At 72.5% G+C, this 12,420-nt stretch carries 11 protein-coding genes; 7 read left to right on the top strand and 4 right to left on the bottom strand.

Annotated features, from left to right (window positions below; translation table 11 throughout):
• Nucleotides 1-56: 56 nt before the first annotated feature.
• Nucleotides 57-1,202, bottom strand: a complete 1,146-nt coding sequence (gene cobT, locus ACZ4AA_RS00535; protein WP_467593031.1) for a nicotinate-nucleotide--dimethylbenzimidazole phosphoribosyltransferase — start codon at nucleotides 1,200-1,202, stop codon at nucleotides 57-59.
• A gap of 121 nt (nucleotides 1,203-1,323) precedes the next feature.
• Here cobT and ACZ4AA_RS00530 point away from each other — a divergent pair, with 121 nt between their 5' ends.
• Nucleotides 1,324-2,388, top strand: coding sequence for a class I SAM-dependent methyltransferase (locus ACZ4AA_RS00530; protein ID WP_467593028.1), 1,065 nt, complete (start codon nucleotides 1,324-1,326; stop codon nucleotides 2,386-2,388).
• Between the two features lie 33 nt (nucleotides 2,389-2,421).
• Here ACZ4AA_RS00530 and ACZ4AA_RS00525 read toward each other — a convergent pair whose 3' ends face one another.
• Nucleotides 2,422-3,621: a bifunctional adenosylcobinamide kinase/adenosylcobinamide-phosphate guanylyltransferase gene (locus tag ACZ4AA_RS00525; protein WP_467593025.1), complete on the bottom strand. Its 1,200-nt coding sequence runs from the start codon at nucleotides 3,619-3,621 to the stop codon at nucleotides 2,422-2,424.
• 113 nt (nucleotides 3,622-3,734) lie between these two features.
• Here ACZ4AA_RS00525 and ACZ4AA_RS00520 point away from each other — a divergent pair, with 113 nt between their 5' ends.
• The gene (locus ACZ4AA_RS00520) at nucleotides 3,735-3,947 is read left to right on the top strand and encodes a hypothetical protein (RefSeq protein ID WP_467593023.1); all 213 of its coding nucleotides are present in this window, start codon (nucleotides 3,735-3,737) and stop codon (nucleotides 3,945-3,947) included.
• Nucleotides 3,948-4,054: 107 nt separating this feature from the next.
• On the opposite strand, the gene ACZ4AA_RS00515 is transcribed toward ACZ4AA_RS00520, so the two are convergent.
• Both ACZ4AA_RS00515 and ACZ4AA_RS00510 read right to left on the bottom strand, forming a co-directional pair.
• Entirely contained in the window at nucleotides 4,055-4,756 is a 702-nt protein-coding gene (locus tag ACZ4AA_RS00515; RefSeq protein WP_467593020.1) for a class I SAM-dependent methyltransferase, read from the bottom strand.
• A gap of 83 nt (nucleotides 4,757-4,839) precedes the next feature.
• Nucleotides 4,840-5,466: a DUF3043 domain-containing protein gene (locus ACZ4AA_RS00510; protein WP_467593017.1), complete on the bottom strand. Its 627-nt coding sequence runs from the start codon at nucleotides 5,464-5,466 to the stop codon at nucleotides 4,840-4,842.
• 245 nt (nucleotides 5,467-5,711) lie between these two features.
• Here ACZ4AA_RS00510 and ACZ4AA_RS00505 point away from each other — a divergent pair, with 245 nt between their 5' ends.
• The 5 genes from ACZ4AA_RS00505 (at nucleotide 5,712) to ACZ4AA_RS00485 (ending at nucleotide 12,414) form a co-directional block, all read left to right on the top strand.
• Entirely contained in the window at nucleotides 5,712-6,509 is a 798-nt protein-coding gene (locus ACZ4AA_RS00505) for a PspA/IM30 family protein (protein ID WP_467595043.1), read from the top strand.
• A 29-nt stretch (nucleotides 6,510-6,538) separates the two neighbouring features.
• Nucleotides 6,539-6,817 carry a PspA-associated protein PspAA gene (pspAA, locus tag ACZ4AA_RS00500; RefSeq protein ID WP_467593014.1) on the top strand — a complete coding sequence of 93 codons (279 nt, stop codon included), beginning with the start codon at nucleotides 6,539-6,541 and terminating at the stop codon, nucleotides 6,815-6,817.
• 348 nt (nucleotides 6,818-7,165) lie between these two features.
• A complete protein-coding gene (locus tag ACZ4AA_RS00495; protein ID WP_467593011.1) occupies nucleotides 7,166-8,440 on the top strand; it encodes a sensor histidine kinase in 1,275 nt (424 codons plus the stop codon).
• Nucleotides 8,437-9,114, top strand: coding sequence for a response regulator (locus ACZ4AA_RS00490; protein WP_467593007.1), 678 nt, complete (start codon nucleotides 8,437-8,439; stop codon nucleotides 9,112-9,114). The genes ACZ4AA_RS00495 and ACZ4AA_RS00490 overlap by 4 nt, the downstream gene beginning before the upstream one ends.
• A gap of 156 nt (nucleotides 9,115-9,270) precedes the next feature.
• Nucleotides 9,271-12,414: an efflux RND transporter permease subunit gene (locus tag ACZ4AA_RS00485; RefSeq protein ID WP_467593004.1), complete on the top strand. Its 3,144-nt coding sequence runs from the start codon at nucleotides 9,271-9,273 to the stop codon at nucleotides 12,412-12,414.
• Nucleotides 12,415-12,420: the final 6 nt, after the last annotated feature.

Here is a 12,420-nt window from a genome sequence, read left to right as displayed (position 1 = left end):
GTTTGGTGCGGGGCGGGCGGGGGCGGAGGGGGTGAGGGAGGGCCGGGTCGAACGGGTTACGTGTCCGAACCGGCGTCGGCATCGGCATCCGGCCCGGACTCCGGACCGGCGTCGGACTCGGGCTTGCCGGGCTCGTCCGGGACCTCCGCCTGCGAGGAGTCCTCCTCCGGAAGCTCCGCCGCGAGGCTCGCCGCGGCCCGGACCAGCGGCAGGGCCAGCAGCGCCCCCACCCCTTCGCCCACCGTCACCCCGTGATCGAGCAACGGTTCGAGAGCCATCCGGTCCAGCGCCTTCGCCTGCGCCGGCTCCCCGCTGCGCTGCCCGGCCAGCCACCAGTCCGGCGCCCGGAAGGCGACCCGCTGACCGACCAGCGCGCACGCGGCCGACACGACCCCGTCGAGAATCACCGGCATCTTGCGAGCCGCGCTCTGGAGCAAAAACCCGGTCATCGCCGCCAGGTCCGCCCCGCCCACCGTCGCCAGCAGCTGGAGCTGGTCCCCGAGCACGGGCCGGGCCCGCCGCAGGGCGTCGCGCACGGCGGCGCACTTGCGCATCCACGCGAGGTCGTCGATGGACCGCCCGCCCCGCCCGGTCACCACGGACGCGTCGGTCCCGCACAGCGCCGCGACCAGAACGGCCGCCGCCGTGGTCCCGCCCACGCTGATGTCGCCGAGGACCACCAGATCCGTTCCGGAGTCCGCCTCCTCGTCCGCGATGGCCATTCCGGCCCGGAACGCGGCCTCCGCCTCCTCCAGGGTCATCGCGTCCTCGACGTCGATCCGCCCCGAACCGCGCCGGACCCGGTGCCGGACGACCTCGTCGGGCAGCCCCGCGGGGTCCGCCTCCAGCGACATGTCGACCACGCGCACCGGCACACCGAGCCCGCGCGCGAGCACCGACACGGGGCTCGCGCCCTCCAGGACCGCCCGCACCAGAGCGCCGGCACTGCCCGCGGGGCGCGCCGACACATCGAGGGCGGCGATCCCGTGGTCGCCCGCGAACAGCACGGCACGCGGGTGCTCGATCGGCCGTACCGGCACCGCGGACTGCGCGGCCGCCAGCCATTCACCCAGGTCGTCGAGGCGGCCCAGCGCCCCCGGCGGCACGGTCCTGCGCTCCCGGTACGCCTCGGCGTCACGGCGTACGCCTCCGTCGGGACGCTCGATCAGATCGGTGAAGTCGTCGAGATTAAGCGAGCTCATTCGCCGAACAGTACCGGCACTGATCGAACGTGTCCGCGCCACGTCGTTGCGCCCCGGATCCCCCTCGCATACGTACCTTTTGTATCGGATTGTCGTACGGTCGTCCCCGACAGGAGCGTCCATGCCCCCCAGCCCGCAGCCGATCGCCGAACGCCGTGCCGCCTACGCCGCCGAACTCGCCCAGGGCACCGCCCGGTTCCACGAACCGCGCCGCCCCGACTGCCCGTGGTGCGGCTCGAAGCGCCTGCGCACCCGGCTGCGCACACCGGACCTGCGGCAGCGCAAGCCGGGAACGTTCGCCGTCGACGAGTGCGGGGACTGCGCCCACGCCTTCCAGAACCCCCGGCTCACCCCCGAGGGGCTGGCCTTCTACCAGCAAGACCGCGAGGAGGCCCCCGACGGCCTCGCCGAACGGCTGCTCGCCCACCCGGGCCGCGCCGGTCGCCATCGCGCGGCGGCCCGCGCCCTGCTGCCCTTCGCGGAACCGGAGAGCTGGCTCGACGTCGGCACCGGGCACGGACACTTCCCCGAGGCGGCCAAGCAGGTCCACCCGTACACGTCCTTCGACGGACTCGACCCGACGCGGCGCGTCGAGCGGGCGCGGGCGGCGGGACGCGTGGAGGAGGCGCACGTCGGACGGCTCGCCGACCCGCGGATCGCGGAGCGGCTGAGGGCCCGCTACGACGTCGTGAGCATGTTCCACCATCTGGAGCACACCCCCGAACCGCGCGAGGAACTGCGCGCCGCGCTGGAGGTGTTGAGACCCGGCGGACACCTTCTGGTCGAAGTGCCCGACCCCGACTGCGCGTTCGGCGCGCTGCTCGGCAAGTGGTGGCCGGCGTACGGCCAGCCGCGCCATCTGCACCTCATGCCGCTGCCCAACCTGCTCGGCGAACTCGAAGCCCTCGGCTGCGTGGTCGTCGCCACCGACCGACGCGAACCGCACGTCCCCCACGACCTCTCCGGCGCCCTCGCCCTGGCACTCGCGCGCTCCCTCCCCGGCCCCGACGCCCCCTGGCGCCCGGCCGCGCCGACCCCGCTCCGGCGCGCCGCGCGTCCGGCTCTGAGCCGGGCGTCCGCCCCGCTCCTCGCCTCGGCCGCCGCGCTGGACCGGCTGCTCGCCCCGCTGCTGCGCCGCACCCGCTTCTCGAACGCGTACCGCGTCGTCGCCCGCAAGGAGGACTGACCGCCACGCGGGGCGTGCGCGGGACGGGCCGGGTCAGCCCCGCAGGGTCAGGGCCTGTCCCGCCACCACCAGCAGCACGTGCTCGCACTCCCCGGCGAACGCCGCGTTCAGCCGCCCGAGTTCGTCACGGTAGCGGCGGCCGGAGGCCGTGGCGGGCACGATGCCCGAACCGACCTCGTTCGAGACGGCGACGAGCGTGCGACGGGTGGTGCGCACGGCGGACACCAGCTCCTCCACCCGGGCGCGCAGGGCCCGTTCACCACCCCCGGACCACTCGGCGTCGTCCCAGGCGTTCACCGTGTCCATGGCGTCCGTCAGCCACAGCGAGAGACAGTCGACGAGCAGCGGCGGCCCCTTCTCGGCCAGGAGCGGGACCAGGTCACAGGTCTCGACGGTCCGCCAGGAGCCGGGCCGCCGCTCACGGTGGACGCTGACCCGCTGCGCCCATTCGGAGTCACCGCCGCGGGTGCCTCCCGTGGCGACGTACAGGACGTCGGCGAAGGCCTCCATCCGGCGCTCCGCCTCCACCGACTTGCCCGAGCGCGCCCCGCCGAGCACCAGCGTCCGGCGCGGCACGTCGGGCACGTCCTCGTAGACACCCACGTCGAGCGTCGTCCCGTCGGGCACGGCCCGCGCTCCCGCGGCGGCGAGCCGCCTGCGCAGCTCGGCCCCCGGGGGCACGTCGTGGTCGAGGTGCACCGCGATCACGTCCGTCGTCGGATCGACCGCGCCGGCCGCCCGCAGCCTCGCCAGGGCGTCGGGCCGTCCCACCACGTCCAGGAGCACCATGTGATAGGCCCCGCCGTTCTCGTCCAGGCCCGCCGGCGCGGCGCCCGGCGGCAGATACAGCAGCCGCTGTCCGGCCGGTCCGGTCACCGCGTACCCCGTGCCGGGCGCGTCCATCGGCACCGCCCGCACCCGGTGGCCCGTCAGCAGCGCCAACTCCCGTCCGTCGGGCACCCGGCCCGGCTGCGGCAGCCCGGCCGGCACCTCCATGGCGGGTCCGTCGTGCGGATGGGAGAGCAGTACCTGCCGTACGCCGCCCAGCGAGTGGCCGGAGCGGGCCGCCGCGAACGCGGCGCCGGGGGTGAGGTCGAGGAGCAGTGTGCCGTCGACGAGCAGCGCGGTGGCCGCCCGCGCCTCCTCGCAGAGCGCGCTCGCGCAGGCGGCGCAGGGACAGTCGGGGCGGGGCAGGCCCGCGGGGGCACCGGTGCCGAGCAGAGTCAGTTCCACTCCGCCGATTTTTCCGTGTCCCCGCACGTCTTGCGCGTCCGGCTAGGCTTCGGACGGGAGACGGATCTTGTCCGGCTTCCGCTGTGCAGTGTGCTCACACCTTGGAGGCGTACATGGCGGCATGGACGTGGCGGTTCGAGAAGTCCGACGGGACAGAGGTCGAACCCGCGGTGCAGCCCGAGGAGTTCACCACCCAGGGCGACGCGGAGTCCTGGATCGGTGAGGTGTGGAAGGACCTTGTGGCGGGTGGGGCGGACCAGGTGTTCCTCTTCGAGGACAGCACGCAGATCTACGGTCCGATGAGCCTGCACGCCGAGCAGGAGTAGGCCGGTGGGGGTTGCCGGGGGCCCGCCCCGGCAACCCGCCGCCATCCACCGCGGCACCCGTGCGAGCGACATCGGGGCTCCGGAGCCGTCCGGCGGCCCCGGGGCGTTCAGCCCCGTACGCCGCACAGGTGCAGCAGCGCCGCCACCTGGCGGTAGGGGTCCGTACGGCCGGCCCGTTCCTCCGCGGCCAGCAGGGTCTCCGCGTCCGGCGGCACCGGCGCGCCGTCGGCGGCCGTGTCCGTGAAGACACGCACCCCGTACCAGGCGTGCAGCGGAGCCCCGATCCCGGCGAGCGTGCCGGTCAGCGTGGAGAGCCGGTCGGCGCGGACGTCGAGACCGAGCCGGTTCGTGTACGCGGTCGTGTCGAACGAGGCCAGCGCCGTCGCCCAGTCCCCGCCGATCCCGGACCGCATGGCCAGCGCGTCGCCGTTGCGCACCAGCAGCGAGAGCAGCCCGCCCGGGGCCAGCATCCGCGCCAGCCCCGCCAGCAGGGCGTCCGGCTCCTCGACGTACATCAGCACGCCGTGGCACAGCACCACGTCGAAACTGCCCGGCAGGAAGTGCACACCGGTCTCGTGCCCGTCGCCCTCGATGAGGCGCACCCGGCTCCGGATGCCCTCGGGCTCGGCGGCCAGCGCCTCGCGCGCCACGGACAGCATCGTGGCGTCCTGTTCCAGCGCGGTCACCTGGTGGCCCGCCCGCGCGAGCCGCAGGGCCTGTGTGCCCTGGCCCGCCCCGACGTCCAGCACCCGCAGGCGCTGTCCCACCGGATAGCGCCCGGTTATCTGCTCATCGAGCTGCCGGGCCACCAGTTCCTGCCGTACGACATCCCGCAGCCCGCCCAGCCTGCTCAGCCAGGCATCCGCCGCGCCCCCGGAGAACGACGTGGTAGTCAGGGCCGCTCTCCGCGCTTGACCTGCGGCTTCGGAAGCCGGAGTCGACGCATCTGAAGCGTGCGCATGAGCGCGTAGCGGACCGCGCCCCGGGTGTTCTCGCCCGGGAAGCGCGTGGCGAGCTGCTTGCGCAGACGGATCGTGATGAGGACCGAGTCCACGACGATCATCACGATGATGACCAGCCACAGCAGCAGGGCCACGTTCTTCAGGGCGGCGACCGGGACCACGCTCAGGATGAGGATGATCACGGCCAGCGGCAGGAAGAGCTCGGCGATGCAGAGCCGCGAGTCCACGAAGTCGCGGGCGAACCGGCGCACCTTGCCCTTGTCGCGCGCGGGCAGATACCGCTCGTCACCGCTGGCCAGCGCCTGGCGCTGCCGCTCCATCGCCGTACGGCGATCGTCACGCTGGCGCTTGGCGGCCTCCTTGCGCGTCGACGGCGTCTGGGCGACGCTACGGCGCTGGGTCTGGGCCTCACTGCGCTTGGGCGTGGGGCGGCCCTTGGGGGCCTGAGGGTCACGGGTCACTTTGGAGTCGGTCACCGGCGCCTTGTCGGCGGGGGCCTTCTCTTCCTTCGCACGGCTACGGAACACAAAACCCAAGGGTACGGGGTCCGCGAGCATGGACGTCGATCGAGTGGGGAACGATCCGGCAACACCGTGCGTCTGTGCTGGACAGAGGGGGCGTCGGTCCGGGGTGCGCCCCGGGTTCCACCTACTCCTCACGCCGGAGCGGTGGCGGGCACGATCGTCCTTGGGGATGAGCGCATCCGTCCCCGAACAGTGCGGTAATGGATGTGGGGCCCGTACTGTGGGTCCTGTTGCAGTACCTGGAGCTGGAGTCCGTCAGAAGGGGGCGCGCGAAGCCCATGAGCGGTGTCATGAAGCGTATGGGGATGATCTTCCGCGCGAAGGCGAACAAGGCCCTTGACCGGGCCGAGGACCCGCGCGAAACCCTCGATTACTCCTATCAGAAGCAGCTGGAGCTGCTCCAGAAGGTCCGGCGCGGTGTCGCCGACGTGGCGACGAGCCGCAAGCGTCTCGAACTTCAGCTGAACCAGCTCCAGAACCAGTCCTCCAAGCTGGAGGACCAGGGCCGCAAGGCCCTCGCGCTCGGCCGCGAGGACCTCGCCCGTGAGGCGCTCTCGCGCCGTGCCGCGCTCCAGCAGCAGGTCACCGACCTGGAGACGCAGCACCAGACGCTCCAGGGCGAGGAGGAGAAGCTCACCCTCGCCGCCCAGCGGCTCCAGGCCAAGGTCGACGCCTTCCGTACGAAGAAGGAGACGATCAAGGCGACGTACACGGCGGCCCAGGCGCAGACCCGGATCGGCGAGGCCTTCTCGGGCATCTCCGAGGAGATGGGCGACGTGGGGCTCGCCATCCAGCGTGCCGAGGACAAGACCGCGCAGCTTCAGGCTCGCGCCGGCGCGATCGACGAGCTGCTCGCCTCCGGAGCCCTGGACGACCAGTCCGGGCTGGCGAAGGACGACATCCAGAGCGAACTGGACCGGATCTCCGGTGGTTCGGACGTGGAGCTGGAGCTCCAGCGCATGAAGGCCGAGCTGGCCGGCGGTTCCTCGTCGCAGCAGCAGGCGATCGAGGGCGGCACGGGCCAGAACCAGTCGTCGTCGCAGCCCAAGGACACTCCGCGCTTCGACAAGCAGTGACCTGGCGGGCCCATGCCTGAGGAGGCGTCATGATCGTACGGATCATGGGGGAGGGGCAGGTGAAGCTGGACGACGGCCGGCTCACCGCCCTGGACAAGCTGGACAACGAACTGCTCGCCGAGATGGAGAGGGGTGACGAGTCCGGCTTCCGCCGCACTCTGGGAGCCCTCCTGGAAGCGGTGCGCGGTGCCGGGACCCCGGTTCCCGACGACTCCCTGGAGCCGTCGGAGCTCATCCTCCCGGCCGCGGACGCCACCCTCGAAGAGGTCCGCGCGATGCTGAGCGACGACGGCCTGATCCCCGGCTGACCCCCTTTCGCCCCGGCTCCCGAGGCCCCACGCCCCGGCCCGGAGGCGGGGCCCGCAGACCTGAGGCCGGTGTCGCCCCCGGTGGCGACACCGGTGGCGACACCACCGCACACGCCCCCGCCGGGGACATGTGCGCAGGCACACTGCCCTCGCCAGGACGTCCGCGCAGGCACGCCGTTTCGGCGAGGTCCCGTGCCCTGTGGAGCCTGTTCCGGGGACACCCCGGCCCGGCCGGGCACCTCCCGGACCACTCCACGCTCCCCGGGCGTGACACCCGGTGCCCCGCTCAGGAGAGTCGTGCCGTACCGGCCGGTCTCCGACCCGGCAGGGACCCGTACCGTGGACCGGATGAGCACCCTGGAGCGTATGCGGGACTGGTTGCGGGACCATCGCCTCGCCCTGGACGCCGCGCTCGCCGCGGGCGTCCTCGCCGCCATGGTGGCCGGCTCCTTCGTCGACTCGCACGGGGGCGACGGCACGACCTGGAGCGCCCGCACCCCCGACGCCCTCAGCCTCGCCCTGATGGTCCTCGGGGCCGCCGCCCTGGTGTTCCGCCGCCGCGCCCCGATGAAGGTCCTCGCTGCGACCGTCGGCGTCTCCCTGGTGGAACTGGTGACCGCCGACCCCCGCGCCCCGGTGACCATGTCCGCCGTCGTCGCCCTGTACACCGTGGCCTCGGCCACCGACCGCCCCACCACCTGGCGCGTCGGCCTGCTCACCATGACGCTCCTGACGGCGGTCGCCATGCTCGCGGGACCGCTGCCCTGGTACGCCCAGGAGAACCTCGGCGTCTTCGCGTGGACCGGCATGGCCGCCGCGGCCGGGGACGCCGTCCGCAGCCGCCGCGCCTTCGTGCACGCGATCAAGGAACGCGCGCTGCGGGCCGAGCGCACCCGCGAGGAGGAGGCACGCCGCCGCGTCGCCGAGGAGCGGCTGCGGATCGCCCGCGACCTGCACGACGTCGTCGCCCACCACATCGCCCTCGTCAACGTGCAGGCCGGAGTCGCCGCCCATGTGATGGACAAGCGCCCCGACCAGGCGAAGGAGGCGCTCGCCCACGTACGGGAGGCCAGCCGGTCAGCGCTGAACGAGCTGCGCGCCACCGTGGGCCTGCTGCGCCAGTCCGGCGACCCCGAGGCCCCCACCGAACCCGCGCCCGGGCTGGCCCGGCTCGACGAGCTCGCCGACACCTTCCGCAACGCGGGACTCCCCGTCGAGGTGGCCCGCGCCGACTCCGGCACGGTGCTGCCCGCGGCCGCCGACCTCGCCGCGTACCGGGTGATCCAGGAGGCCCTGACCAATGTGCGCAAGCACGCGGGCCCTGGAGCGAAGGCCGAGGTCAGCGTGGTGCGGGTCGGACCGGTGGTCGAGGTGACCGTCCTCGACAACGGCCCAGGACACGGCACCGGAACCGCCCAGGACACCGGCTCCGGACAGGAGGACGGCTTCGGACCGGACACCGGACCGCAGGAGGGCGGCGGCCACGGACTGCTCGGCATGCGCGAGCGCGTCACCGCGATCGGCGGGAGCTGCACCACCGGTCCCCGCTACGGAGGCGGCTTCCGCGTCCATGCGATCCTTCCCGTCAAGAACCGCGCCTCGGCCCTGGGGGACCCCGTATGACGATCCGTGTCGTGCTCGCCGACGACCAGGCACTGCTGCGCAGCGCCTTTCGCGTGCTGGTCGACTCGGAGCCCGACATGGAGGTCGTGGGAGAGGCGTCCGACGGCGCCCAGGCCGTGACCGTGACCCGGGACGAACGGGCCGACGTGGTCCTGATGGACATCAGGATGCCGGGCACCGACGGACTCGCCGCCACCCGGATGATCACCGCGGACCCGGGCCTCGCGCACGTACGGGTCGTGATGCTGACCACCTTCGAGGTCGACGAGTACGTGGTGCAGTCGCTGCGCGCCGGCGCCTCCGGGTTCCTCGGCAAGGGCGCCGAGCCCGAGGAACTGCTGAACGCCATCCGGATCGCGGCGGGCGGCGAGGCACTGCTGTCCCCGGCGGCGACCAAGGGACTCATCGCCCGCTTCCTCGCGCAGGCCGACGACGACGGGCCCGCCACCGCCCGCTCCGAGCGGCTCGGCGCGCTCACCGGGCGCGAGCGCGAGGTGCTCGTCCAGGTCGCCGCGGGCCTGTCGAACGACGAGATCGCCGAACGCCTCGAAGTGAGTCCGCTCACGGTGAAGACGCACGTCAACCGGGCCATGGCCAAACTCGGCGCCCGTGACCGGGCCCAGCTGGTGGTCATCGCGTACGAGTCGGGTCTGGTCCGCCCGAGGGTGGACTGAGCGTTACCCGGGCGTACTGCGCCTGGAGTAGGTTCCGGGTAAGGAAATGGACCCAGGGGCTACGGATCACCGCCCGTTCATGGCCCAGGGTGTGACGTGGGGAGTTCCCCCGTCCCCCGCGTTCCGCTCGAACCACGGAAAAGAGACCCACCACCCATGTCCTGGCTGTCCAGATTCAGCCTCGCGCAGCGGGCCCTCATCGGGCTGATGTCGATCGTCGCGCTCGTCTTCGGGGCGATAGCGATCCCCCAGCTCAAGCAGCAGTTGCTGCCCACCATCGAACTGCCCGTGGTGTCGGTGCTCGCGCCGTACCAGGGTGCGTCTCCCGACGTGGTCGAGAAGCAGGTCGTCGAACCGGTCGAGAACAGCCTCCAGGCCGTCGACGGCATCACCGGTGTCACCTCCACCGCGAGCGAGGGCAACGCCGTGATCATGGCGTCCTTCGACTACGGCAACGACACCAAGCAACTCGTCGCCGACGTCCAGCAGGCCGTCAACCGGGTCAGCTCCCAGCTCCCCGACTCCGTCGACCCGCAGGTCATCGCCGGCTCGACGGACGACATGCCGACCGTCGTCCTCGCCGTCACCTCCGACCAGGACCAGCAGGCGCTCGCCGACCGGCTCGACCGCACCGTCGTCCCCTCGCTGGAGGGCATCGACGGCGTCGGCCGGGTCCAGGTCGCCGGCGTCCGCGACCTCCAGGTCACCGTCACGCCCGACGACAAGAAGCTGGCGAAGGCCGGACTCACCCCGGCCGCGCTCGGCCAGGCGCTCCAGGCGGGCGGCGCGACCGTCCCGGCCGGATCCTTCGACCAGGACGGCAGCAACCGCACCGTGCGGGTCGGCGGCGGCTTCACCTCGCTCGGCCAGATCCAGGACCTGATGGTCGTGGGAGCGCCCGGCAAGAAGCCGGTGCGTCTCGCGAGCGTCGCCACCGTCGAGCAGCAGCAGGCCGCGGCGGACTCCATCACCCGCACCGACGGCCGCCCGAGCCTCGCCGTGACCGTCACCATGGCCCACGACGGCAGCGCCGTCGCCATCTCCGACGCGGTCAAGGACAAGCTCCCCGGCCTCAGGGCCGACCTGGGCAAGGGCGCGACGATCACCGTCGTCAGCGACCAGGGCCCGGCGGTCTCCAAGTCCATCCACGGACTGACCACCGAGGGCGCCCTCGGTCTGCTGTTCGCGGTCCTGGTGATCCTGCTCTTCCTGGCCTCGGTCCGCTCGACGCTGGTCACCGCGGTCTCCATCCCGCTGTCCGTGGTGCTGGCCCTGATCGTGCTGTGGACCCGCGACCTGTCGCTCAACATGCTCACGCTGGGCGCGCTCACCATCGCGATCGGCCGGGTCGTCGACGACTCGATCGTCGTCCTGGAGAACATCAAGCGGCACCTCGGATACGGCGAGGAGCGCCAGGAGGCGATCCTCACCGCGGTCCGTGAGGTGGCCGGAGCGGTCACCTCCTCGACGCTCACCACCGTCGCCGTCTTCCTGCCGATCGGTCTGACCGGCGGCATGGTCGGCGAACTGTTCGGCTCCTTCAGCCTCACGGTCACGGCCGCGCTGCTCGCGTCCCTGCTCGTCTCGCTGACGGTCGTCCCCGTCCTCTCGTTCTGGTTCCTGCGCGCGCCCAAGGGCACCCCGGCGGACGCCGAGGAGGCCCGCCGCAAGGCCGAGGAGAAGGAGGAGCGCAGCCGTCTCCAGCGCTTCTACGTCCCCGTCCTGCGCTTCGCGACCCGCCGCCGGCTGACCAGCCTGCTCATCGCGGCCGCGATCCTCGTCGGCACGTTCGGCATGGCGCCCCTGCTGAAGACGAACTTCTTCGACCAGGGCGAGCAGAAGGTCCTCACCGTCAAGCAGGCGTTGAAGCCGGGCACCAGCCTGGCCGCGACCGACGCGCAGGCCAAGAAGATCGAGAAGCTCCTCGGCGGCGTCAAGGGCGTCAAGGACTACCAGGTCACCATCGGCTCATCCGGCTTCATGGCGGCCTTCGGCGGCGGCACGGACACCAACCAGGCGTCCTTCCAGGTCATGCTGGAGGACTCCGCGTCCGCCAAGGACGTGCAGGACCGCATCGAGAAGGGGCTCGGCGAGCTCTCCGGTCTCGGCACCACCACGGTCGCCGCCGGTGACGCCTTCGGCAGCCAGGACCTCAAGGTCGTCGTGAAGGCGGCGGACGGGGACGTGCTGCGCAAGGCGGCCGGCCAGGTCCGCGACGAGGTCGCGAAGCTGGACGACGTCACCGACGTCACGAGCGACCTCTCGCAGAGCGTCCCGCGCGTCTCGGTCCGGGCCAACTCCCAGGCCGCGGCGGCCGGTTTCAACGACGCCACCCTCGGCGCGGCCGTCACCCAGGCGGTCCGCGGCACGACCACGGGCAAGGCGATCCTGGACGACACCGAGCGGGACGTCGTCATCAGGTCCGCGAAGCCGGTCACCACGATCGAGGAGCTGCGCGCTCTGCGGCTCGGTGCGGTGAAGCTCGGTGACATCGCGGACGTGAAGCTCGTCGACGGTCCGGTCTCCATGACCCGGATCGACGGCCAGCGCGCCGCCACGATCACCGCCAAGCCGACCGGCGACAACACCGGCGCGGTCAGCTCCGACCTCTCGGCGAAGCTCGCCGGGCTGAAGCTGCCCGCCGGCGCCACCGCGTCGATCGGGGGTGTCTCCTCGGACCAGAGCGACGCGTTCAAGAACCTCGGTCTGGCGATGCTCGCGGCGATCGCGATCGTCTTCATGCTGCTGGTGGCGACGTTCCGCTCGCTCGTCCAGCCGCTGATCCTGCTGGTGTCGATCCCGTTCGCGGCGACCGGCGCGATCGGCATGCTCGTCGTCACGGGCACCCCGATGGGTGTCCCGGCGATGATCGGCATGCTGATGCTCATCGGCATCGTGGTGACGAACGCGATCGTGCTGATCGACCTCGTCAACCAGTACCGGGCACAGGGCTACGGCGTGGTCGAGGCCGTGATCGAGGGCGGCCGGCACCGGCTCCGCCCGATCCTGATGACGGCCCTGGCGACGATCTTCGCGCTGCTGCCGATGGCGCTGGGCGTGACCGGTGAGGGCGGCTTCATCGCGCAGCCGCTCGCGGTGGTCGTGATCGGCGGCCTCATCACGTCGACGCTGCTGACGCTGCTGCTCGTGCCGACGCTCTACGCGATGCTCGAACTGCGCAAGGAGCGCCGGGCGGCGAAGAAGGCGGCGAAGCGGGAGGCGAGGTCCGGCACCGGCACCGGAGCCGAGACGGACCCCGTGGACGACGAGGACAAGTCCCCGGAGCCCGCCGGAGTCTGATCCGGT

This window comes from Streptomyces sp. NPDC024698 (genome assembly GCF_055559015.1).
This window is presented reverse-complemented; position numbering and strand designations above follow the sequence as displayed.